The following is a 22771-nucleotide window of genomic DNA, read 5'->3' as shown; positions in this document are numbered from 1 at the left end:
GATCCAATACTGATGAATCAGGCAGTTATTCGAGGTGCCCCAGGGTAACCCGTTCATGGCCGCCCATGTCTTGCACGCTTTCAACGCTTAGATAACCTGCTTTCTCTAGCGCTTGGCGAACGCTAGGGGCCTGCTGGTAACCGTGCTCTAGCGCCAGCCAACCGCCGGGCGTGAGATGGGCTTTTGCTTGGGTAATCAGGTGCAGCAGATCCGCCATGCCGTTTGCCTCGGCGACCAGCGCCGAGCGTGGCTCAAAACGTACATCGCCTTGGCCTAAATGCGGATCATCGGCGGCAATATAGGGTGGATTACTGACAATGATCTCAAACGTTGAACAAGATACAGGTGAACTAGAAGAAAGCGTGAAGGCGCGAAACCAGTCGCTGACCAGAAACGTGGCATTCGTGATGTTCAGCGAGCGTGCATTTTGAGTCGCCAGCGCCACTGCCTCTGGGCGAATATCCGCCCCCACCACTTCCCATTCCGGCTTTTCACTGGCGAACGCCAGCGCAATGGCACCAGTGCCGGTGCCCAGATCCAACAGTCTGCCCGTGGGCGCGCCTGCTCGCGCCAACGCGGCTTCTACGAGCGTTTCGGTATCGGGCCGGGGAATGAGCGTGGTCGGTGAAGTCGCCAAAGGCAGCCCCCAAAACTCACGCTCTCCGGTTAAATACGCCACCGGCTGGCCTTGGGCGCGCGCAGCGACTAGCGCATCAAACCGGGCGTGCTGCCAAGTAGGGCATTCGCTATCGCCCCAGGTATAGAGCCACGTGCGGCTGCGGCCAGCGGCGAACTCCATCAGCACTTCGGCATCTATCCGAGGCGACGGCGAGCCCGCTAACTGCAGCCGTTGGGCGGCGCTATTCAGCAAAGCGTCGAACGTCATTACGCGTCCTGCAGCGCCGAAAGCTGTTCCGCTTGGTACTCGTGAATCAGCGGTTCAATCACATCGTCCAACTGCTCGCCGCTCACCACTTCGGTCAGCTTGTAGAGCGTCAGGTTAATGCGGTGATCGGTAATGCGCCCCTGAGGGAAGTTGTAAGTGCGGATACGCTCACTGCGGTCACCAGAGCCTACCAGCGAGCGGCGGGCATCGGCCTGCTCCTGGCGCTGGGAATCCACTGCGTTACGCTTGAGCTTGGCGGCCAGCAGCGACATCGCTTTAGCGCGGTTCTTGTGCTGGCTACGCTCTTCCTGACACTCCACCACCACGCCGGTAGGCAGGTGGGTAATACGAATCGCCGAGTCGGTGGTGTTAACGTGCTGACCACCGGCACCGCTGGAGCGGTAGGTATCGACCCGCAAATCTGCCGGGTTGATATCGATATCACCCACTTCATCCACTTCAGGCATCACCGCCACGGTACAGGCGGAGGTGTGAATACGGCCCTGGGATTCGGTGGCCGGTACGCGCTGCACCCGATGCGCACCCGACTCAAATTTGAGCCGCGCATACACGCCATCGCCCTTCACCCGGGAGATAACCTCTTTATAACCGCCCTGCTCGCCGTGGCTGGCACTGACGATTTCGACGCGCCAGCCGCGCTTTTCTGCATAGCGGGAGTACATGCGGAAGAGGTCGCCTGCAAAAATCGCGGCCTCATCGCCACCGGTGCCTGCACGCACTTCTAAAAAGACGCCACGACCGTCGTCTGGGTCTTTCGGAATCAGCAGGCGTTTCAGTTCAACATCAAGCGCTTCCAGCTGCTCGCGGCCGTCGAGAATTTCCATCTCCGCCAGCTCGCGCATCTCTGGGTCGCTATCGCGGCTTAGCTGCTCGGCCTCGGCAATGCTTTTTTCCACGCCAAGGTAACGCTGCCAAGCCGCCACCAGCTCTTCCAACTCCGAGTACTCACGGGAGTAGTCGCGAAAGCGCTGCTGATTGTTGATCACCTCAGGATCTGACAGCAGCATGGCCAGTTCTTCAAACCGGTCGGAGAAGCTGTCTAAACGTTGGCGCAAAGTCTCTTTCATGCGGGCGTATCATCCTTCTGGCGTTTTGCCGGGGGCGCTGGCTGCTCAAAGGCGGGCTTCGGTGGCAGCAACAGGCGCGGTGCGGCGCTAAGCAAATCGTGGTTTTCCTGGGAGGCCGCTTCACGAATGGTGAGCGTTGGCTGATGCATCAGGCGGCTAGCGAGCTGGTGGGCTAAGCGCTCCACCACTTTGGCCGGGTCTTCGCCTTTTGCCAAACGCTCAAGCGCTTGGTCGCGGGCCTGATCGCGCAGCGCCTCACCGTGGCGGCGATAGTCGCGGATCACCTCACCACCGTTACGAATACGCCGTTCATGCTGCCAGCTACCAACGCCGTGCTCAATGAGCGACTCGGCTTGGTCGGCTGCCACCTGACGGTGGCGACGATTCTCTTCGATCACCTCTTCCAGGTCATCGACGGTATAGAGGAACACATCCGCCAGCTCACCCACTTCGGGCTCGATATCTCGCGGCACGGCAATATCGACCATAAACACGGGCCGATGGCGACGCTTTTTCAGCGCCCGCTCCACCATGCCTTTACCTAAAATAGGCAGCGGCGATGCGGTAGAGGAGATAACAATATCGGCATACTCTAACGCGTCCGGAATCTCAGGCAGCGTGATCGCCGTACCGCCCAGCGACGAGGAGATCTGCTCGGCCCGCTCGCGGGTACGATTAGCCACCGTTAACTGACGCACACCGGCTTCATGAAGATGGCGCGCCACCAGTTCAATGGTCTCACCGGCGCCAATCAGGAGCGCCCTGGCACGGCTGAAGTCATCAAAAATGCGGCTGGCCATGCTCACGGCGGCATAGGCGACCGACACCGGGTTTTTACCAATGCCGGTTTCGGTACGCACCTGCTTGGCGACGGCGAAGGTGTGCTGAAAAAGGCGCTCCAGCTCGCCGCCCAAGCCCTTGGCCTGACGCGCTTGCTGGTAAGCATCTTTTAACTGGCCAAGTATTTGCGGCTCACCCAGCACCATGGAGTCCAACCCAACGGCCACGCGCATCAAATGACGAGCGGCCTCGTTATCGTGGTAGTGATAGGCACAGCGGGAAAGCTCATCAACACGCAAATTGTGAAAACGCCCCAGCCAGTCCAGAACCGTCTGCTCACCGGCGGCATCCGTCACACAGTAAAGCTCCGTGCGGTTACACGTCGAAAGCACGGCCGCTTCGCTAATGTGTGGCAGGCTACGCAGTTCGGCCAACGCACTGTCTAGCTGCGTTGGCGTAAAAGCCACCTGTTCACGCACAGCTACGCTGGCGGTACGATGATTGATTCCCAGGGCAAGAAGCGTCATGGGTTAGGCGTCTTCGCTAGTGGATCGGTCGTCACGTCACTGTCGGTCATTGTTTCTTGGCTTGTTGATACAAGTCTAAGAGAGCAGCTCATCAAGTGAATTGCGCTGACTCGGCTCTTTTTCAAGGTGGAACATTCTACCACAGCAGAGCATGTTCTGGCGCACACCACTTTGCCGCAGGCAGCCAAGCCGCTATGCTGAACACTCGGCCACTTGATCGAGACACGCATGCCCCATCGCGCAACACTACTGGGTATTCCCTTTTCGTTTTCGGGTTTTCCTCTACTGCCTCTGGCCGCCACGCTACTGCTGAGCGGCTGCCAGCTTTCACCATCCTTTCCTGGTGGCGACTCAAACGCTCGCCTGGAAGATCCCATGGCATCGGCACCGCCGATCACCAAAGGCCTGGATGCCGCCGGGCTACGCACGCTGCTCGCCGCCGAGCTAGCCGGGCAGCGCGGCGACTACCGCTACGCAGGCCAAGGCTATCTTGAAGCCGCTCAGCGCTATACAGCACCGGGGCTAGCCGAACGTGCCACCTTTGCCGCCCGCTTTGGTAATGATGCCGCACTGATGGAAGCGGCCGCTCTGCGTTGGCGTGAGCTGGACCCACGCGCAGAAATGCCCAACCGCCTGCTGGCCTCTCTCTCGCTGCAGCGGGGCGATTGGCTAGACAGCCTAGAGCAGCGGTTGGCCATTGCTGACGCAGACGGCAATGGCGAGATTGCCACCTTTGCCGAAATTGCGGTAGCCGAAGAGGCACCGCTGCGGCTGCTGGCACAGCAGCTGCGCAGCTACCTTGCCCAGCCCGAGGTGTCTCAACGCGAGTTTCATAGCGACGTGCTGCTCGGCACGGCTCTGATTGAGGCCGCCCTGGGCGAAACGCAAACCGCCCAGCGCTACCTAGATGAAGTCGAACAGCAAGAGCCCGAGTCCGCCGCCCTGTGGCTGGCAAAAGCACGCCTAGCGCTGGAAACCGGCGACCATCGCGCGGCCCAGCGGGCGGCCCAGCAAGGGCTTAGCCTCGCGCCGGATGATGTGCGCTTTATCCTGATGCTGGCCCAAGCGGAAATTCGCCTTAACAACATTGCGGCCGCTGAAGTGCAAACCAACACCCTGTTAGAGAGCCACGGTGGCAATCAGGATTTACGCATTGCACTGGCGCAGCTCTATTTGGAAGAGGGGCACAGCGAACCCGCCTACCGGCTGCTGCAACCGCTGATTGGCCAAGAGAGCATTCCTAACATTGCCTACTTCTTAATGGGCGCGATTGCGCAGTCCCAAGACGAAGTAGACAACGCGCTCCTGTACTACCGCCAAGTGCATGAAGGCGAAGAGTTCTTGCCTGCCAGGGCAGCCGCCGCCAGCATGCTGATTGAGGACGACCGCCTGCTGGATGCGCGCGCGTTTCTGCGCATTGAGCGCATGCGCCACGACACCTATTTCGGCGACTTGGTCCGCCTGGAAGTACAGCTACTGGATGAACTCGCACGGCAAGAGGATGCCACAGCGCTACTCGATCGCGAGATCACCCGCACACCAGATGACACCAGCCTGCTTTACCTACGCGCCATGCGCGCCTGGGAAATGGGCGACCTAACGGGCATGGAGCAGGACTTACGGCAAATTTTGCGCACCGAGCCCAATAACGCGGATGCACTGAACGCGCTGGGTTACACGCTGGCCGACCTCAATATAGCAGGCAGGCTAGAAGAGGCCCGCGACCTTATTGAGCGCGCTTATGAAGCAGACCCGGACAACCCCGCCGTACTAGACAGCATGGGTTGGGTGTACTTCCGCTTGGGCAAACCTGACGATGCGCTGGCATGGCTGGAAAGCGCCTACGCGCAGATGCCTGACCAGGAAATTGCCGCTCACTTGGCCGAAGTACTGCACTCACTGGGACGCAGTGAAGAGGCGCGCCAACTGATTGCACGCATCCTGCAACGAGCCAGCTATCACCCCCAAATTGATGATTTGCTTGAGCGTCACCCTGAACTTACGCCGCCAAGCACACCCTAACGCTTACTTTTTCTGATCGTTCATAGACAGCACTGACATGGAGCCAGTTATGTTGACCCCCTCTTTAGATAGCGCCCGGGGCCATGCCCCGCATATTGCCTTTCCTCGCTCTGCCCGCCTGTGGGTGGCGGCATTGGCACTGTTAACACTTGCCGGCTGCGCCACTCAAGCGCCGGTAGATGAAGGCGGCCGCCAAGCTGGCCAGTGGGAGCGCCAGCAGGCAGAGGTAGAAGCTTTTGAAAGCTGGACGCTAGTCGGTAAAGCGGGCCTGCGCACGCCCCAAGAGAACACCAGCGCCAACCTGGACTGGAACCAGACTCCCCACTACTTCCGCATGCTGATTAGCGGGCCCTTTGGCGGTGGCCGTAGCGTACTGGAAGGCCGCGAGGGTCGCTTCTCGCTTTCCACCAGCGACGGTCGCTTTGAAGCGGAAACCCCCGAAGCTTTAATGGAAGAGCAGCTAGGGTGGTCGTTACCTGTACGCGCCATGCCCGACTGGGTGCGCGGCCTGCCCGGCGACCACGCCAGCTACCAGCTTGAAACCGACGAACTCGGCTTCCCCAACTTCCTACAGCAGGATGGCTGGGAAATTGATTACCGTGACTGGGAACAAGTAGAAGGCATGTGGCTACCGCGCCGTTTAGTCATGAACTACGGTGATGTGCGTATCACGCTGGTCGTTAACCAGTGGCAAGCCTCCTAATAGAGCGCGACAGGCTGGCGGCACACGCCAGCCCTCTTTCATACGTTTACATATGTTTAGCCAGTAGAGAGACGGCATGCCCGCAACACCCCGCACACTCACCCTACCCGCCCCGGCCAAGTTAAATCGCATGCTGCATATTGTGGGCCGTCGCCAAGACGGCTACCACGAACTGCAAACCCTCTTTCAGATCATCGATCTCTGCGATTCCCTAAGCTTTACCCTGCGCCAAGACGGCGTTATCCAACTCACCACGCCCATGGACGGCGTCGCCCACGACGACAATCTGATGGTGCGCGCCGCGAAGCTGTTACAGCAGCACAGCGGCACGCCCCTAGGGGCCTCTATCACGATTGATAAACATCTGCCCATGGGCGGCGGCCTGGGCGGCGGCAGTTCTAACGCGGCCACGGTGCTGGTCGGTTTAAATCAGCTCTGGCAACTGGGATACAGCCCAACCACGCTGGCAGCGCTTGGCTTAACGCTGGGGGCGGATGTGCCTGTATTTGTGCGGGGGCACAGCGCCTGGGCAGAAGGCGTGGGCGAGCAGTTAACGCAAGCCACTCTGGATACCCCCTGGTTTGTGGTCATTCACCCCGGGGTAAGCGTCTCGACACCGGCTATCTTCCAAGACCCAGAATTGACACGCGACAGCCTCCCCATTACTATGGCGCGCGCACTGCAGGGGGGAGTGGTCGAGTGGCGTAATGACTGCGAAGCAATTGTCAGAAAACGCTACCCGCCTATCGCGGAAGCACTTGACTGGCTCGCGCAGTATGCACCTAGTCGGCTGACCGGTACCGGCGCTTGTTTGTTTGCCGCTTTTGATTCACAAAAAAGCGCGCAAATAGTGGCTGAACGGGCCAATCAACGCTGGCAAGCATGGGTAGCACGCGGACTTAACACCTCTCCCCTACAAGATGCTCTGGGCTGCTGAAAGCGCCCGGTCATCGCATTAGGTTATTGCTGGGGTATCGCCAAGTGGTAAGGCACCGGTTTTTGGTATCGGCATTCCCAGGTTCGAATCCTGGTACCCCAGCCAATCCTAATTATGATCTGCGTTTTCTCCCCTGATCCCCAACACTGCAAAGGTGGCTGCGCGTGTCAAAATTGATGGTTTTCACCGGGAACGCCAATCCCGAACTCGCTCAAAAGATTGCCGAGAGCTTAGACAGCCGTATGGGTAACGCAACGGTTGGTCAATTTAGCGACGGCGAAATCGCGGTCGAGATCAATGAGAACGTGCGTGGTAAGGATGTGTTCATCCTGCAATCCACCTGTGCCCCCACGAACGACAACCTGATGGAACTGATTCTGATGGTAGACGCCCTGCGTCGCGCCTCAGCTGCCCGTATTACGGCAGTGGTTCCTTACTTTGGTTATGCCCGCCAGGACCGTCGTGTACGCTCCGCCCGCGTTCCCATCTCCGCCAAAGTGGTGGCTGATATGATGGTGAAAGCAGGCGTTGACCGCGTCATGACCATGGACCTGCACGCCGACCAAATCCAAGGTTTCTTCGACGTACCGGTTGATAACGTATACGGCTCACCGATTCTGCTGGACGACATCGAGCGTCAGAACTACGACGACCTCGTGGTTGTTTCCCCCGATGTTGGCGGCGTTGTGCGTGCACGCGCCATTGCCAAACAGCTGAATGCGGATCTGGCCATTATTGATAAGCGCCGCCCCCAGGCTAACCAAGCGCAGGTTATGCATATCATTGGTGAAATCGAAGGCCGCACCTGCGTGGTCGTCGATGACATGATTGATACCGCTGGCACGCTATGTAAAGCCGGTGAAGCGCTGAAAGAACACGGTGCTGCACGCGTTGTTGCGTATGCCACCCACCCGATCTTGTCTGGCCCTGCGGTCGACAACATCACTAACTCTGTACTGGATGAAGTGGTCGTGACCGACACCATTCCGCTTGCCGACCATGCGCGTCGCAGCGGAAAAATTCGCCAGTTGAGCGTTGCTGGTTTGATTGCGGAAGCGATTCGCCGCGTCAGCAACGAAGAATCCGTCAGCGCGATGTTCCACTAACGCCTGACGTAATAAGCCCCCATCTGGGGCCCTGGAGGCGTCGTCGTCTGGTCGCGGGCGGCGGCGTTTCCTTACTTAAACTAAGAGGCAAATTCCATGTCTGATTTTATCCTGAAAGCCAGCGTTCGTAACGACCTGGGGAAAGGTGCGAGCCGCCGCCTGCGTCGTGCGAACCAACAGGTACCGGCCGTTGTATACGGCGGTGAGAAAGGCGCTCAGTCTATCTCTGTAGAAAAAACTGCTTTCTACAAAGCGATCGAAGACGAGTCCTTCTTCTCCTCAGTCATCAAACTGGTGATCGACGGTACTGAAGAGCAAGTAGTGGTACGTGACCTTCAGCGTCACCCCTACAAGCCGCTTCTGACCCACGCTGACTTCATGCGTGTTGACGCTACTCACGAAATCACCATGAACGTGCCGCTGCACGTGGTGAACGAAGAGAAGTGTGTAGGCATCAAAGACCAAGGCGGCGAACTGCACGTCCTGGCCAATGAAATTGCCATCAGCTGCTTGCCGAAAGATCTTCCGGACTTCCTGGAAATCGACATCAGCAAGGTTGAGCTGGGCACTACCCTGCACCTGTCTGACCTGACCCTGCCGGCTGGCGTCACTTCTGTTGACCTGTCCCACGGTGAAGAGCACGACAACGCCATTCTGAGCATCACCAAAGTGAAAGTACGTGGTGGTGACGAAGAAGAAGGCGAAGGTGAAGGCGAAGAAGCCAGCGCTGAGTAAGCCTTGCTAAAGGCGCTGCCAGCGACGGCTGCCCAGCGCCACCTGGGCCATGCCTGCATGGCCCAGGGATATGAAAATCAAGCGCTTCGGCGCTTGATTTTTTTTTGCCGCTTAGCACTCTCGCCCCTTCTGCAGCACACGCTGCCCACTGGGGCTGATACAGTAAGCACGGAATATCTTCCAGAACCGTTGGAGGTGGGAACATGAGCCAGGTAACGGCCATTATAGGACTGGGCAACCCAGGCGCAGAATACGACGCCACCCGACACAATGCGGGCTTTTGGCTAGTGGACGCCATTGCACGCAGTGCCCACACCGAACTGCGTCCTGAGAAAAAGTTTTTAGGTCTGTATGCCAAAGCACGCCTCGGTGATCATGAGCTGCATCTGCTCAACCCCACCACCTTTATGAACCGTAGCGGTGCCTCCGTGGCTGCGCTCGCACAGTTTTTTAAGCTGACCCCAGACAACCTGCTGGTCGCTCACGATGAGCTTGACCTCCCCCCTGGGCAGTCACGCTACAAAACCGGCGGCGGGCACGGCGGCCACAACGGGCTGCGGGATATTATTAGCGCGCTGGGCAATCAGAAAGAGTTCCACCGCGTAAGGATTGGCATTGGCCACCCCGGCGAAGCGAAACAAGTGGTCAACTACGTGTTGGGCCGCCCCGGCAAAGCCGAGCAAGAAGCCATTGAACGCTCGCTGGACGAATGCCTTGCCACGCTTCCCCTCGCCCTTTCTGGCGATTGGGCTAAAGCCATGAACCGTCTACATAGCGTAAAATAGCAGCACGTTATCAGCACACATTCAGTACGCGTTAAGTACGCGCTTTTTTCACTACCGGCAGACGCTTCATCTTGAGCGCTGCCCTAGCGGCCAGGAAGTTATTTTATGGGCTTTAACTGCGGTATTGTCGGCCTACCCAACGTAGGCAAATCCACGCTGTTCAATGCGTTGACGAAGTCAGGGATTGATGCAGAGAACTTCCCGTTCTGCACCATCGAACCCAACGTTGGCATCGTCCCGATGCCAGACCCACGCCTGGATGCGCTGGCAGCCATCGTAAAGCCTGAAAAAGTGCTGCCCACTACCATGGAGTTTGTGGATATCGCCGGCCTTGTGGCGGGTGCCTCCAAAGGTGAAGGCCTGGGCAACAAGTTCCTGGCGAACATTCGCGAAACCCAAGCCATTGCCCACGTGGTGCGCTGCTTCGATAACGACAACGTGATTCACGTTGCCAACCAGGTCGACCCCCGCGCCGATATCGAGACCATCAACCTTGAACTCGCCCTGGCCGACCTAGACACCGTCGAGAAAGCCAGCCAGCGCCTGCTGCGCTCGGTGAAAGGCGGCGACAAAGACGCCATTGCCACCAAAACGATTCTAGATAAAATCCTGCCGCACCTTGCCGAAGGCCAGCCGCTGCGCAGCTTTGGGCTAGATGACGACGAAAAGCGTCAGGTGAAAAGCTTTGGCTTCTTGACCCTCAAACCCACCATGTACATTGCGAACGTCAATGAAGATGGTTTTGAGAACAACCCCTACCTGGATATCGTCAACGAGATCGCCGCCGAAGAAGGCGCGATTGTGGTGCCGGTCTGCAACCAGCTAGAAGCAGAAATTGCCGAACTCGAAGATGAAGAGCGCAGCATGTTCCTCTCCGAAATGGGCATGGAAGAGCCGGGCTTAGACCGCGTAATTCGCGCGGGCTACTCGCTGCTTGGCCTGCAAACTTACTTCACCGCAGGCGTGAAAGAAGTACGCGCCTGGACAGTAAGGCAAGGCGCGAGCGCACCCGAGGCCGCCGGTGTGATTCACACCGATTTCCAAAAAGGCTTTATCCGCGCTGAAGTCATCGCCTATGACGACTATGTCTCTCTAGGCGGCGAGCAAGGTGCCAAAGACAACGGAAAATGGCGCTTGGAAGGCAAAGAGTACACCGTCAAAGATGGCGATGTGATCCACTTCCGCTTCAACGTATAAGCTAGAAGAGAAATAAATGCTTGACGGGTGGCGTCTCTCTGAGTAATATTCGCCCCCGTTGAACGGCTACGTAGCTCAGCTGGTTAGAGCACATCACTCATAATGATGGGGTCCCCTGTTCAAATCAGGGCGTAGCCACCAACACCGAATATCGCTAGCAATAGCAAAGGCCCGCTGACTCAGTCAGCGGGCCTTTTTCGTTTTCTATTTTTCGTTTCTAAACGTGGGGTTGGGTCAGGAGAGCGCTGGACGATTCAGGAACACCGTCAGCGCACGCGTCAGGTAATCCACATCCCGCGTACCGGACGTTTCACGAATCGAGTGCATCGCCCACTGGGGCAACCCTACGTCGATGGTCGGGACGCCCACTTCGGTGGCGGTAATCGGCCCGATGGTGCTGCCACAGCCCATATCCGCCCGCGTAACGAACGACTGCACGGGTACATCCGCTTCGCGGCACACATCGCGGAACAGCGCACCGGTAACGCTATTGGTAGCGTAGCGTTGGCTAGCGTTCACCTTGATCACCGGGCCGCCATTAATGGCCGGGCCATGGCGCTCATCGTGCTTATCACGGAAGTTCGGGTGCAGCGCGTGGGCGTTATCGCAGGAGATCATCAGCGACGACTGAATCAGCTGAATCAACGACTCCTCGCTACCACCGCCTACCTGGGCATTCAAACGCTTCAGCACATCGCTCAAAAACGGCCCCTGAGCCCCGCAGGCGCTCGCGCTGCCCACTTCCTCATGGTCGTTAGCTACCAGCAGCGCCCCCTGGCTTGCATCGCACTCCAGCAGCGCCTCTAGGCCCACAAAGCATGACAGCAGGTTATCCAGCCGTGCGCTGGCCACCAGCTCTTTGCGCAAGCCAATCAGTGAAGGCGGCTGCACGTCGTAAAAGCCCAGCTCAAAATCCACCACTTCTACGGCGCGCAGGCCGTGCTGCTCTTCTAGCCATTGGGCTAGCAGATCATTCAGCTTGGACGTATCGCTCTGCATCAGCACCGGCGACATCTGCGTTTGCGGATTAATCGAGCGCCCCGCATTCACATCGCGGTCCATATGGATCGCGAGGCTTGGAATCATCGCGATCGGGCGGTCTACGTTCAGCAGCACGCTCTCCAGGCGGCCATCGGCATGGCGCACGTGTACGCGCCCCGCCAAGCCCAAATCACGATCAAACCAGGGCGCTAGCAGCACACCGCCGTACACCTGCACGCCCAGCTGCAGCCAGCCCGCGGAATACTGCGTGGCATTAGGTTTTAAACGCAGCCCCGGGCTGTCGGTATGTGCCCCCAGCATGCGCAGGCTGGTCAATTTACCTGCGGGCAGTTGAAAAGCGATCACAGACGAATCGTTACGCGTCACGTAGTAGCGCTTTCCTGGCGCAAGCTGCCAGTTCGCGGTCTCTTCCAGGCGCGTAAAGCCCGCCTGCTCCAAACGCTGAGCCATGCTGCGCGTGGCATGCCATGGCGTAGGCGACTGCTGCAAAAAATCGCACAGCCGCGTTAAACGTTCCGCGTTGAAAGCCTCGGACATGGAATTCCTCATAACAGTAATGATTGAGTCTCACAGGGGAAATGACCTGCTACAATGCTCCCTCGGCCTACGCAACTCATAGGCTAACTGCGGGTCTAGGGAAGAATGAGTGTACACAAATCCGGGAGAGCTTGACTGATGAGCTTGTTTGCAACGCTTTCGCGCTCGGTCGCCCTTGCCGTGATGCTGGTGATCGCCAGCCCGGCAGCACTAGCGCAAATCGCGCCGACCGACGAACAACGCCAAGCGGCTGTGGAAATTGCGGACTCGCTCCGCTATGGCCACTATGCTGATATTAATTTTAACGAGCAGTGGTCACAGGAAGCTTTCCAGCGCTATCTAGATATTCTAGATGGTCAGCGCGCCTACCTGCTAAACCGCGACATCGAACCCTACCGTCATCTTGAAGACGATATGGCCGAGGTGCTCTTCAACGGCGACCTGGACGACGCTTTCGCGCTTTACAATCGCTTAAGTGAACGCCATACCGCTCGGCTTGAATGGCTGCTGGCTCGCCTGGATGAAGGGCTCTCGCTGGAGTTTGATAGCGACGAACGCCTGGAAGTGGACCGCGAAGACGCCCCCTGGGCCACCCGCGAAAGCGAGCTGGACGAACTGTGGCGCAAGCGGTTGAAAAATGACGCCCTGACCCTCGCCCTGACCGATCAAGACAATGAGCAGATTGAAGACAACCTGCGTCAGCGTTACGAAGGCCAGCTCTCTCGGTTACGCCAAGCAGAATCAGAAGATGTCTTCGGCCTGATGATGGCCGCCGTTTCCGGCACCATCGACCCGCACACCGGCTACCTCTCCCCTCGCCAGGGTGAATCCTTTGATATCCAGATGAGCCTCTCGCTGGAAGGCATTGGTGCCCTGCTGCAAGCCGACGGCGAGTACGTCAAGGTATCTAGCCTAGTACCCGGCGGCCCCGCTGAGCGCGCAGGCGTATTAGAGCCTGCCGACCGCATTATCGCCGTCGGCCAGGAAGAGGGCGAGATGGTCAACGTGGTAGGCATGCGCCTAGACAACGTAGTGGACCTGATTCGTGGCCCCAAAGGCTCTGTGGTGCGCTTAGATGTGGTGCCCGCCCAAGCCGTCGACATGACCCGCTCGCAAATCGTTGAAATCACCCGCGACACGGTCAGCCTGGAAGACCAAGCCGCCCACAGCGAAGTGATTGAAGTGATGCGTGACGGCGCGCCCCACCGCATTGGCGTGATCAGCGTGCCTACCTTCTATGTGGATTTTGACGCCTGGCAGGCCGGTGAAGAGGAGTATCGCAGCACCACTCGCGATGTGGCCCGCGAAATCGACAGCCTCAAAAAAGAGGGTGTAGAAGGCATTGTGCTAGACCTGCGCAATAACGGCGGCGGTGCACTGCAAGAAGCCAACTCGCTGATCGGCCTGTTTATCGACCGTGGCCCCACCGTGCAAGTACGCGACGCCCAGGGCCGCATTCAGCTCTACGGCGACACCGAAGCAGGCACCGTGTACGACGGCCCGCTCACCGTGCTGGTGAACCGCCTTTCGGCCTCGGCCTCTGAAATCTTTGCCGGTGCTATTCAAGACTACGGCCGCGGCATTGTGGTGGGTGCGTCTACCTTCGGTAAAGGCACCGTTCAAACCCTGAACGACCTCAGCCATGGCCAGATCAAACTCACCCGCGCCAAGTTCTACCGTATTTCTGGCGACAGCACCCAGAACCGCGGCGTAGAGCCGGACATCACCTTCCCCAGCCTGATTGACCCGGAGCGGATTGGTGAGAGCAGCCTGGATAACGCCCTGGCCTGGGACACCGTGCAAAACGTTCAGTACCGCCGCTACGGCGAGCCGGAACGCGCCCTGCCAACGCTAATTGCCCGCCATGAAGAGCGCGCCAAAGAGAACCCCAACTTCCGCTACCTGGAACGCCAATCCACGCTGGCTCGCCAACTGCGTGAACAGCACACCAGCGTGAGCCTGAACCGGGAACAGCGCCAACGCGAGCTAGAAGCCCAAGAAGCCGAACAGCTCTCGCTGGAAAACCAGCGCCGCCGCGCCCTGGGGCTACCCGAACTGGAAGAGTGGATGGACGCGCGTAGCGACGGCACCACCCCGACAGAAGATGCTGAAGTAGAAAGCGAAGGCGGAACGGAAGAAAGCGACGAAGAAGTACCGGTAGACCGTGCGCACGTACTCGAAGCCGCTGAAGTGCTGCTTGACTATGTACACCTGCAAAACCAGCAGCGCATGGCCAAGCGGTAAGTAAACGGCTTGACCTACCCTAAGTACGAAGACGCCAGCCCTCGGGCTGGCGTTTTTGTTTGTGTGTACTAACTAACCGCTAGCAGAGCGCTGCACGGCGCGCAGGCCGGTCGCCCATGCGGGCCAAACGCTGCGTTAGCGCGTTAAGCTGCACCACACTCCCCTGCGCACCGGATTCAATAATCGACTGCGCCCAGGCAGGCAGCTGCGGCGCTAAACGGTAGTAGACCCACTGCCCTTCCCGCTGATCGATCAGCAGGCCGCACTGGCGCAGCTGCGCCAAATGGCGAGACACCTTCGGCTGAGACTCCTCCAGCGCATAGGTCATCTCACACACGCACAGCGACTGCTCCTGGGCAATCAGCAGCACCAGCATCAGCCGCGTTTCATCGCTCAAACACTTAAAGACCTGCAGCGCCTGCAGGCTAGCCGCTTTTCCCACGACACCTTCCTACGCCATGAATTGAGGAGGCTAGTTTACGTCATGCTGGGGGGTAAGGCTAAGGGGTTGGTAGCCAGAACGTAGACCTCTAAAAAACATTAATGCCAAATTTTTATTAATACCAAAGAAGCGTCACACAATTAAAAAAGCATTAAATTCATATCCAACAAATTGTATTTCAAGAAAACTGAGCAATTGATGCCTTACCCTTCACTCGGTCTGAGAGCTCTTCAGTCATTACTTTGGAAAAAATTTCGACCACCTTATTAGGGGTATCTAACAAATTATGTTCAAAAAGCAAAGCATCATGCATAGGCAAAACAATGGTAACATCTTCGATTTCGCTTACTGCTAGAAGCGATTTTTTAAATATTAAAGAAGCAGTACCCTGCACAACTTGACTAACTGCCGAGCGCTTTTCTTTTCCAGATAATTTTCTACTATACCCTGTAATGCTCATAGCTAATTTTATTACCTCTTGTTGATTATCAAAAGACAAACAATCCTTATTATAAAAAAATTTCAGCTGCTGACAAAATTCTGTAAAACCATCTTTAGAAGATATTTGCTTCTCACTCTTATCAATAACTTTCTTTCCTTTTTCGTCAAATATGCGAACATGTATCTTATTCGAAACCATAGCGACAATTACCAAAGAAGCTGCGCTATTTGCAAGGCGCTTAAGATTATCAACAGACATCAATTTGAGATCGTACACATCCCTCTTGTAGTAATTTCCATTTAACGTACCTATTCGCTCATTTCGACGAAACTCCGACCAAACTGAATTCTTCCACTCTTCATATTTGGTAAAAGCTTTAAATGAAGATTTTGCACTTTTACGATCAGCACCAAAAGAGACTGCCGCATCAACTAAGGCATCACGACTCATTCCATAAGCATATGAAAGAAAGAGTTGTTTAGCGGCCTTCCTATTTCCATCAAGACCAAGATATTGTGTAGCAAACAAATCATACATGTCGCCCGTTTCGTAAAGTCTTGCTAATTCTGGGTCTTCGGAAAGTGCTGCCATAATTCCAACTTCATATTGATCAAAATCTACATAGCTGAGATTCGCACCTTCACGTGCTTTCAGTATTGTTCGATATTTTTTAGCTAAGTTTTGCAGTGATGGACTGCGTAAATGCACTCGCGATGTTCTAGATCCAAAAACGTCGATTACAGGACGAACAAGATCACTAGATATGGATAATGATGAAAGCACTTGCCTAGTTGAGTTTAAATTTAAAAGAGAAATTGTATCATTCCCGAAATTCTTCTCATGAGGCAAAAACTCCAACACATAATTAGTCGAAACCCCATTGAGATCGAAACCCAAAGCATTTAGCTTGGCTTCTATTGCATCTTGAGCAGGTGTCTCTAAAGGCATATCATGAGTAGCAGAGTAATTCTTCAAGGCATAAAAATAGTCGTGCTCTGCCTCGCTTCGCTTTTCTTTTAAGCCCATCGAATTAATACAAATACCAGAAGCCATCGACCTCTGAAGAAGTCTGTAAACTGGCAACTCAACTTCTAAAAACCTACTCATCTCATCATTAACAGATGCTTTTTCACATAAAAAACAAAACATTTTATCCATAGCTGTAGCAGCTTCTAATGCGACTTCAATATCAAACCCCTCCCCCCCATAAAACATTTTCTTATATTGAGAGCAGACTTCTTCGCTAGTGCCATACCTGATTAACTCGTTCGTAATATCTTGCTTTTCGCGAAGGATACGGTCTTTTGGATCACCACTTATAGTAATTCTAAACTCATCAAGATCTAAAATTAATTCTGGTATATCTTGCGCCTTATCAAATAACACGTCGCGAATCAGCCAAAAATCATGGCATACAACTATCCTATCTAATTCAACAACTTGCTGTACATCCGTCTCTACAATCTGCCCATCGTCAAACCAGTAGAATTTATCTGCTCCGCCACCTGTAATATCCTTCGCAAATAACAAAATAGCATAAGAGTAGTCAATCATATTCGCTTACCTCATTCACGAGACTTGGAAGGTCAGTTCTTTCACGCATAGCAAACGGTAGACCTTCCTTATTATTATGTCGCGCGGCTCGAACAATCGTACCTTTTAATGCTAATGGCACCAAACCGTATAACTTGCTTAGACTTGCTTCAGGAAGAACAGAAGCAGATATGAGCAAATAACGCGCATTTTGAAAGGGCAGAGTGCCTGAAAATTTTTCTAGTGATTTTTCAATTAATTTACTTTCTTCAACGCAACGTAGCCAAACGAGAATTGCAGCAGCTTCTCCAGATCCAAAATCTTTTTGAAGCTTTCGATCCGCAAGCTCAACTAGGGCATCAGATCGGTATTTTCTAACAGCTAGGAGAAGCCAAATATTATAATTCTGCCAATCATGAATAGCGCCCTCTTCTTGCATTAGAAAAGCTTCTAATGCCGGCAAACAGCGCCCATCTCTGTCTAAAATGGCAATTAAACGGCAATACTGATCGGTTGATACAGCCTGATCAAGCAAAGTACCTGAGAGTGCATCTAATAAAGAAAAAGTTAGTGCATCACCAACATCAAACAGCTCACATTCAACAATTTGTGCAATACGATTGACAGCGAACCTAAATTGACGAGACTGTGTCTCGCCAGATTCAATACAGTTTTCCAGCATCTCAACAATATAGCTTACGGAGCGTGTTACAAGCCTACGACTACGTGACTGCCACATATAGTTAATTGCATTAGTACTACTATCTTGAGAAGGAAAGTACTTCGCTATATTTTCATGAGTTGTATCAGGCGGCAAAATCTCGGTTTTACTTGCATTAATATTTAAACCTATACAGCGAAGCTGACGTATTAAATATTGAAGCGCACGCCGAGCAGAAGATTCAGAATCAGCAAGAATTCTTATGTCGTCAACATATCTATAGTAATCACACCCGCTCTCAACCATTGCATGGTCAATAGATGAAAGAAGTATATTTGACAAAAATGAGGAAGCATCTCGATTTTGAGGAAGCCCATGACTTCCACTATAGGTCCATTTCACTAGAAGCTTATCCAGAGTTGTTATTGCGTTTCGTATTTGAAGCTTTTCTGGTCCTGTTGCTGAAATATATGGAATAGCATGCTCTAGCGCAGCAGTTAACTGATCTCGTGAAATGTTCTCGAAAAAATTACTAACATCAGTTATCAGCAGAAATTTATTTGACCTAGCAAAAGTTAACGTAACCCCTTCAAAAGTAAACCAACGATCTATCTTTGGCTTAAACAAATATTTTTCTTTAAAAGGCTTGGAATCATAGCGATAACTTAGCACTCTATGGCTTATTAGCCGGTCATAATATGGAATCAAAAAACTACATATAGCTTGATAAATAAAACGATCAAAAAAGTCTGTTTCAAGACTGTAACGCTCACCATACCCACTCTTTGGAATATTTCGCAGAACCCTTTGAGTTCCGCAATAAATACCATTCCCGTCTTGAAGCATCGATATAATTATATTTTTTGCATCTTTAGGGTTATTAAAAAGATCTTGGTATTGCAAGCAGTCAAAATACCAATCATCTCGCATATCTTGGCGCAAGTGGCTTAAAACACGATCAAAATTGACTGGAAAGCCCAATGCTTGACCCTTCTCCCAAAAGGAGGAGCTAAGCAAATAATTTTCTGAATCACTCATACTCACCAACCCTTTGTAGAGCCCAGACTTCTAAAAAAACGTAGAGCATAATTACTATTATCTATAAACATATTAAAAATATCCAAAAGCCACTAATACATTCTTATACTTAGAAATAATAATTTCTAAGTATTATGAGCAATGATGCCCGTTCATTTACAACAATACAACTCCCTAATTGGCACTTTAGGTCACACATTTTAATTTTACAAAATATCCTCAGTAGGATCATTTCTTGATAGAAGCAAAGACATATGAAATTTTTAATAGAAAACTTTCAACTACTGAAAAAACATCATGACTCTATTCCACAGCAACGGAAAAGTTCTCTCTAAGACGGACTCTAACTAAGTAAATCTTATTCATATCATGGGAATATGATGAATTTTCAACAACTTAAAGGCTCTGTCACAGCTAGGAAGGTACTTTGAGGCCAATACACAGGCATGAAAGGAAATAGGAAAATAAGCACGCACAAAAAATCACCCAAAATGCCATATGGCAGCGGGCGATAGAATCATTCAAACGGGGAAGGTGTTACGCTAGATGGCTCCCTGAGCAGGACTCGAACCTGCGACCCAATGATTAACAGTCATTTGCTCTACCAACTGAGCTATCAGGGAACAACAGAAAAATCTTTAGCAGAACAGNGGGAACAACAGAAAAATCTTTAGCAGAACAGCAGCTTGGCTCCTCGAGCAGGACTCGAACCTGCGACCCAATGATTAACAGTCATTTGCTCTACCAACTGAGCTATCGAGGAACATCATTTGCTGTTGCGTTTGAACCAGAGCCTATCACTTGTCAGCCTCTACTTAAAGCAATCTAAGTAGTTGTCTTAACAAATGTTTTGGCTCCTCGAGCAGGACTCGAACCTGCGACCCAATGATTAACAGTCATTTGCTCTACCAACTGAGCTATCGAGGAACTGCTCAAACACGGTGCGTAGTATACTGATTGAAACGCTCGGGTCAAGTATCGATTACGGGGGAATGCCTAGCCCCTGGTTTCGTGTATCCGTATAATGCACGCATTCAACGGCCGCACCAATCGCTGCCCAACCGTTATTTCATTCATCCCTCGTCTCCCCCGACGACCCATAGATGACAGGTACCGATGGCGAAGAAGCTCTTCATCAAAACGCACGGCTGCCAAATGAACGAGTACGACTCCTCGCGTATGGCGGACCTACTCGGCGAATCTCACCAGCTGGAGCTCACCGATAACGAGAAGGAAGCAGATGTGATTCTGCTGAATACCTGCTCGATTCGTGAAAAAGCTCAAGATAAGGTCTACCACCAGTTAGGCCGCTGGAAAAAGCTCAAAGACGCGAATCCGGATCTTGTGATTGGCGTAGGCGGCTGCGTGGCCAGCCAAGAAGGTGAAGCGCTGCGTAAACGCGCTCCTTTCGTAGATATGATTTTTGGCCCGCAAACCCTGCACCGGGTGCCGAAGATGCTCGACGCCCGCGCCAATAACCAAATTGCGGCGGTGGATGTCACCTTCCCCGAAATCGAGAAGTTCGACCACCTGCCGCAGCCCAAATCTGATGGTGCCACGGCGTTTGTGTCGATCATGGAAGGCTGCTCGAAGTACTGCACCTTCTGCGTGGTGCCTTACACCCGCGGTGAAGAAGTCTCCCGCCCGTTTGAAGCGGTGATGGATGAAGTCATGCACCTAGCCGACCAGGGCGTGCGTGAAATCAACCTGCTGGGCCAGAACGTGAACGCCTACCGTGGCGACAACGAAGACGGCGACGAGATTGATCTTGCCGAGCTGATCGCCTGTATCGCGGCGGTGGATGGCATCGACCGTATTCGCTTCACCACCTCTCACCCGGTGGAGTTTACGGATAGCTTAGTAGACGCCTATGCGGATATTCCGGAGCTGGTGAGCCACCTGCACCTGCCGGTTCAGTCTGGCTCTGACCGTATTCTGAGCGCCATGAAGCGCGGCCACACGGCGGAAGAGTACATCGAGAAGATGGAGCGTATCCGCGCTAACCGTCCGGATATCAGCTTCTCCTCTGACTTTATTATCGGCTTCCCCGGTGAAACAGAAGAGGATTTCGAGGCCACGATGGATCTGATCCACCGTATCGGTTTCGATCACTCGTTCAGCTTTGTGTATTCGGCGCGCCCCGGCACCCCGGCTTCCGGCTTGCCCGACGACACCCCTGAAAGCGTGAAGAAGCAGCGCTTAGCTATTCTGCAAGAGCGCATTCTTCAGCAGGCCGCGCAGATTAGCCGCCGCATGGTGGGCACTACTCAGCGTATTCTGGTTACCGGGTTTTCTCCGAAAGACCCCGGCCAGCTCTCTGGGCGTACCGAGAACAACCGCGTGGTGAACTTCCGCGCCGCCAATCCTACCGAGTTAATCGGCTACTTTGTGGACGTCGAAATCACCGAAGCGCTGCCTAATTCGCTGCGTGCTGAGCTTGCCTCTGCCGAGCGTTATTAATCGGCGTCTTATCCTAGGTAATTGCCCCGGCACCGCCGGGGCAGTAAGCTGAGTCTCACATACATCAACTGACGGGTTTCTTACTCTTGAGCCAGCCATCACCTCAGGCCAATCGCATTATCACCCTAAGCCTTGAACCCAATGATCCGCAGCGTCTTGCTAGCCTATGCGGCCAACAGGACGAGCATCTAAAGCTGATTGAAAGCCGCCTGGACGTGACGTTGCGCAACCGGGGCAATGTATTTCAGCTGGCCGGTGCCGCTAACCGTATTAAAGCGGCGGCTAACGTGCTGGAGCACCTCTACCGTGAAACCGCCGCCGCCGAGCTTTCGGCGGATACCGTGCACCTGTTCCTCCAGGAATCCGGGCTTGAAGCTCTGGAAGAGGAGGACGATGGCGAAGGCGGTAGCGATGAAGTCATCATGCGCACGCCGCGCACCATGATTAAGCCACGCGGGCTTAACCAGCAGCGCTACGTGCAGAGCATTCGCGAGCACGATATCAACTTCGGCATTGGGCCAGCGGGTACCGGTAAAACCTACCTGGCCGTGGCCGCTGCGGTAGAAGCGCTCAATCAGCAAGAAGTGCGCCGCATTCTGTTGGTGCGCCCAGCGGTAGAAGCCGGTGAGAAACTGGGTTTCTTGCCGGGCGACCTTGCTCAAAAAATCGACCCTTACCTGCGCCCGCTGTACGACGCGCTGTATGAAATGATCGGTTTTGAGCAGGTGGCGAAGCTGATCGAACGTCAGGTGATCGAGATTGCTCCGCTGGCCTATATGCGTGGCCGTACGCTGAACAACTCCTACATCATTCTGGATGAGAGCCAGAACACCACGCCAGAGCAGATGAAAATGTTCCTGACGCGGATTGGTTTTGGTTCCACCGCCGTGATTACCGGGGATATTACCCAGGTCGACTTGCCGCGCGGGCAGCGTTCGGGCCTCTCGCAAGTGCTCGACGTACTCAAAGAGACCCCCGGAATCGGCGTGACGCACTTTGCCGCCAAGGACGTGGTGCGCCACCCGCTAGTTCAGCGCATCATCGAAGCCTACGACGAGTTTGAATCGGAGCAGGAAGTGCAAGAGCGCGCCCGCCGTGAAGCTCGCCAGCAAGAGCGTGAAGCGCGTATGCACGCGCTAGAGCGCAACAGCGAGCGTTCTGGAGAAGCCTACCGATGAGCGAGATCGTGATTGATCGGCAGGCGGCGATTGATGAGCCACTGCTACCCTCGCTTGAACAGCTCACCCATTGGGTGGGCTGTGTCTTTTCTCGCCACCCGGATGATGACCGCCTAGAGCTCACCATTCGTTTTGTGGATGAAGAAGAGAGCCAAGCGCTGAACAGCGATTACCGGGGCAAAGATAAGCCCACCAACGTGCTCTCCTTTCCTTTTGAAAACCCACCCGGCATTACCCTGCCGCTGCTGGGCGACCTGATTATCTGCCACGCCGTGGTGGCGCAAGAAGCCGACGAGCAGCAGAAGCCGCTGGCCCATCACTATGCTCACATGGTCGTACATGGCACCCTGCATCTTATGGGTTACGATCATATTGATGAGCAGGAAGCCGAAGAGATGGAGCAGCTAGAACGCGAGCTGCTGGCGACGCTTAATATTCCTGATCCTTATCACGTGTAAGCTGCTACCC

The 22771-nt window shown here is 54.3% G+C and carries 18 protein-coding genes and 5 tRNA genes; 13 read left to right on the top strand and 10 right to left on the bottom strand.

From position 1 onward, the window contains the following. Nucleotides 1-25: 25 nt before the first annotated feature. Genes prmC through hemA form a run of 3 tightly spaced genes read right to left on the bottom strand, consistent with a single transcriptional unit; the run spans nt 26 to nt 3281 of the window. The gene (prmC, locus tag IEW65_RS03725) at nt 26-886 is read right to left on the bottom strand and encodes a peptide chain release factor N(5)-glutamine methyltransferase (RefSeq protein WP_188638144.1); all 861 of its coding nucleotides are present in this window, start codon (nt 884-886) and stop codon (nt 26-28) included. After that, nucleotides 886-1974 (bottom strand): peptide chain release factor 1, encoded by a 1089-nt coding sequence (prfA, locus tag IEW65_RS03720; RefSeq protein ID WP_188638143.1) that lies wholly within the window; start codon nt 1972-1974, stop codon nt 886-888. The genes prmC and prfA overlap by 1 nt, the downstream gene beginning before the upstream one ends. Next, nucleotides 1971-3281 (bottom strand): glutamyl-tRNA reductase, encoded by a 1311-nt coding sequence (gene hemA / locus IEW65_RS03715; RefSeq protein WP_188638142.1) that lies wholly within the window; start codon nt 3279-3281, stop codon nt 1971-1973. The genes prfA and hemA overlap by 4 nt, the downstream gene beginning before the upstream one ends. A 228-nt stretch (nt 3282-3509) precedes the next feature. On the opposite strand from hemA, the gene IEW65_RS03710 reads away from it, so the two are divergent. The 9 genes from IEW65_RS03710 to IEW65_RS03670 all read left to right on the top strand — a co-directional run bounded on the left by IEW65_RS03710 (nt 3510) and on the right by IEW65_RS03670 (nt 10907). After that, nucleotides 3510-5303, top strand: a complete 1794-nt coding sequence (locus IEW65_RS03710; RefSeq protein WP_188638141.1) for a tetratricopeptide repeat protein — start codon at nt 3510-3512, stop codon at nt 5301-5303. Between the two features lie 49 nt (nt 5304-5352). Next, complete coding sequence (lolB, locus tag IEW65_RS03705) at nt 5353-6006, top strand: lipoprotein insertase outer membrane protein LolB (RefSeq protein ID WP_188638140.1); 654 nt, start codon at nt 5353-5355, stop codon at nt 6004-6006. A gap of 76 nt (nt 6007-6082) precedes the next feature. Then, nucleotides 6083-6943 carry a 4-(cytidine 5'-diphospho)-2-C-methyl-D-erythritol kinase gene (ispE, locus tag IEW65_RS03700; protein ID WP_188638139.1) on the top strand — a complete coding sequence of 287 codons (861 nt, stop codon included), beginning with the start codon at nt 6083-6085 and terminating at the stop codon, nt 6941-6943. A gap of 30 nt (nt 6944-6973) precedes the next feature. Continuing rightward, nucleotides 6974-7048, top strand: a tRNA-Gln gene (locus tag IEW65_RS03695). A 59-nt stretch (nt 7049-7107) separates the two neighbouring features. Further along, nucleotides 7108-8049 carry a ribose-phosphate pyrophosphokinase gene (locus IEW65_RS03690; RefSeq protein ID WP_188638138.1) on the top strand — a complete coding sequence of 314 codons (942 nt, stop codon included), beginning with the start codon at nt 7108-7110 and terminating at the stop codon, nt 8047-8049. 96 nt (nt 8050-8145) lie between these two features. Next, entirely contained in the window at nt 8146-8784 is a 639-nt protein-coding gene (locus IEW65_RS03685) for a 50S ribosomal protein L25/general stress protein Ctc (RefSeq protein WP_188638137.1), read from the top strand. A gap of 203 nt (nt 8785-8987) precedes the next feature. Next, nucleotides 8988-9569 carry an aminoacyl-tRNA hydrolase gene (gene pth / locus IEW65_RS03680; protein WP_188638136.1) on the top strand — a complete coding sequence of 194 codons (582 nt, stop codon included), beginning with the start codon at nt 8988-8990 and terminating at the stop codon, nt 9567-9569. Between the two features lie 105 nt (nt 9570-9674). Continuing rightward, the gene (gene ychF / locus IEW65_RS03675; protein ID WP_188638135.1) at nt 9675-10766 is read left to right on the top strand and encodes a redox-regulated ATPase YchF; all 1092 of its coding nucleotides are present in this window, start codon (nt 9675-9677) and stop codon (nt 10764-10766) included. Nucleotides 10767-10830: 64 nt separating this feature from the next. Beyond that, nucleotides 10831-10907 (top strand) — tRNA-Met (locus IEW65_RS03670). A gap of 93 nt (nt 10908-11000) precedes the next feature. Here IEW65_RS03670 and IEW65_RS03665 read toward each other — a convergent pair. Continuing rightward, nucleotides 11001-12305, bottom strand: coding sequence for a M18 family aminopeptidase (locus IEW65_RS03665; RefSeq protein WP_188638134.1), 1305 nt, complete (start codon nt 12303-12305; stop codon nt 11001-11003). A gap of 138 nt (nt 12306-12443) precedes the next feature. Here IEW65_RS03665 and IEW65_RS03660 point away from each other — a divergent pair, with 138 nt between their 5' ends. Then, nucleotides 12444-14549 (top strand): carboxy terminal-processing peptidase, encoded by a 2106-nt coding sequence (locus tag IEW65_RS03660; protein WP_188638133.1) that lies wholly within the window; start codon nt 12444-12446, stop codon nt 14547-14549. A 79-nt stretch (nt 14550-14628) separates the two neighbouring features. Here the strand turns inward: IEW65_RS03660 and IEW65_RS03655 are convergent, their stop codons facing one another. The 6 genes from IEW65_RS03655 to IEW65_RS03630 form a co-directional block, all read right to left on the bottom strand. Continuing rightward, on the bottom strand, nt 14629-14991 hold the full coding sequence (locus IEW65_RS03655) for a metalloregulator ArsR/SmtB family transcription factor (protein WP_188638132.1): 363 nt from the start codon (nt 14989-14991) through the stop codon (nt 14629-14631). A 178-nt stretch (nt 14992-15169) separates the two neighbouring features. Further along, entirely contained in the window at nt 15170-16987 is a 1818-nt protein-coding gene (locus IEW65_RS03650; protein WP_188638131.1) for a DNA polymerase, read from the bottom strand. Continuing rightward, nucleotides 16980-18665 (bottom strand): RNA-directed DNA polymerase, encoded by a 1686-nt coding sequence (locus IEW65_RS03645; RefSeq protein WP_188638130.1) that lies wholly within the window; start codon nt 18663-18665, stop codon nt 16980-16982. The genes IEW65_RS03650 and IEW65_RS03645 overlap by 8 nt, the downstream gene beginning before the upstream one ends. A 547-nt stretch (nt 18666-19212) precedes the next feature. After that, nucleotides 19213-19288, bottom strand: a tRNA-Asn gene (locus IEW65_RS03640). Between the two features lie 64 nt (nt 19289-19352). Further along, nucleotides 19353-19428, bottom strand: a tRNA-Asn gene (locus tag IEW65_RS03635). An 88-nt stretch (nt 19429-19516) separates the two neighbouring features. Beyond that, nucleotides 19517-19592, bottom strand: a tRNA-Asn gene (locus IEW65_RS03630). A 189-nt stretch (nt 19593-19781) separates the two neighbouring features. Here IEW65_RS03630 and miaB point away from each other — a divergent pair. From miaB to ybeY, 3 genes are all read left to right on the top strand, one after another. After that, a complete protein-coding gene (gene miaB / locus IEW65_RS03625; RefSeq protein WP_188638129.1) occupies nt 19782-21125 on the top strand; it encodes a tRNA (N6-isopentenyl adenosine(37)-C2)-methylthiotransferase MiaB in 1344 nt (447 codons plus the stop codon). A gap of 86 nt (nt 21126-21211) precedes the next feature. Continuing rightward, complete coding sequence (locus IEW65_RS03620; RefSeq protein WP_188638128.1) at nt 21212-22303, top strand: PhoH family protein; 1092 nt, start codon at nt 21212-21214, stop codon at nt 22301-22303. Next, nucleotides 22300-22761 carry an rRNA maturation RNase YbeY gene (gene ybeY / locus IEW65_RS03615; protein ID WP_188638127.1) on the top strand — a complete coding sequence of 154 codons (462 nt, stop codon included), beginning with the start codon at nt 22300-22302 and terminating at the stop codon, nt 22759-22761. The genes IEW65_RS03620 and ybeY overlap by 4 nt, the downstream gene beginning before the upstream one ends. Nucleotides 22762-22771 lie beyond the last annotated feature (10 nt).

It is taken from the genome of Vreelandella lutescens (assembly GCF_014640815.1).
GTDB classification, from domain to species: domain Bacteria; phylum Pseudomonadota; class Gammaproteobacteria; order Pseudomonadales; family Halomonadaceae; genus Vreelandella; species Vreelandella lutescens.
Note: the sequence above shows the minus strand (reverse complement) of the source record. Positions and strands in the feature narration are given on the sequence as shown.

Coding starts and splice junctions, on each gene's coding strand:
- IEW65_RS03710 (WP_188638141.1), top strand. CDS start 3,510: ATGCCCCATCGCGCAACACTACTGGGTATTCCCTTTTCGTTTTCGGGT.
- pth (WP_188638136.1), top strand. CDS start 8,988: ATGAGCCAGGTAACGGCCATTATAGGACTGGGCAACCCAGGCGCAGAA.
- prfA (WP_188638143.1), bottom strand. CDS start 1,974: ATGAAAGAGACTTTGCGCCAACGTTTAGACAGCTTCTCCGACCGGTTT.
- IEW65_RS03685 (WP_188638137.1), top strand. CDS start 8,146: ATGTCTGATTTTATCCTGAAAGCCAGCGTTCGTAACGACCTGGGGAAA.
- prmC (WP_188638144.1), bottom strand. CDS start 886: ATGACGTTCGACGCTTTGCTGAATAGCGCCGCCCAACGGCTGCAGTTA.
- hemA (WP_188638142.1), bottom strand. CDS start 3,281: ATGACGCTTCTTGCCCTGGGAATCAATCATCGTACCGCCAGCGTAGCT.
- ychF (WP_188638135.1), top strand. CDS start 9,675: ATGGGCTTTAACTGCGGTATTGTCGGCCTACCCAACGTAGGCAAATCC.
- ybeY (WP_188638127.1), top strand. CDS start 22,300: ATGAGCGAGATCGTGATTGATCGGCAGGCGGCGATTGATGAGCCACTG.
- IEW65_RS03660 (WP_188638133.1), top strand. CDS start 12,444: ATGAGCTTGTTTGCAACGCTTTCGCGCTCGGTCGCCCTTGCCGTGATG.
- IEW65_RS03650 (WP_188638131.1), bottom strand. CDS start 16,987: ATGATTGACTACTCTTATGCTATTTTGTTATTTGCGAAGGATATTACA.
- lolB (WP_188638140.1), top strand. CDS start 5,353: ATGTTGACCCCCTCTTTAGATAGCGCCCGGGGCCATGCCCCGCATATT.
- miaB (WP_188638129.1), top strand. CDS start 19,782: ATGGCGAAGAAGCTCTTCATCAAAACGCACGGCTGCCAAATGAACGAG.
- IEW65_RS03645 (WP_188638130.1), bottom strand. CDS start 18,665: ATGAGTGATTCAGAAAATTATTTGCTTAGCTCCTCCTTTTGGGAGAAG.
- ispE (WP_188638139.1), top strand. CDS start 6,083: ATGCCCGCAACACCCCGCACACTCACCCTACCCGCCCCGGCCAAGTTA.
- IEW65_RS03665 (WP_188638134.1), bottom strand. CDS start 12,305: ATGTCCGAGGCTTTCAACGCGGAACGTTTAACGCGGCTGTGCGATTTT.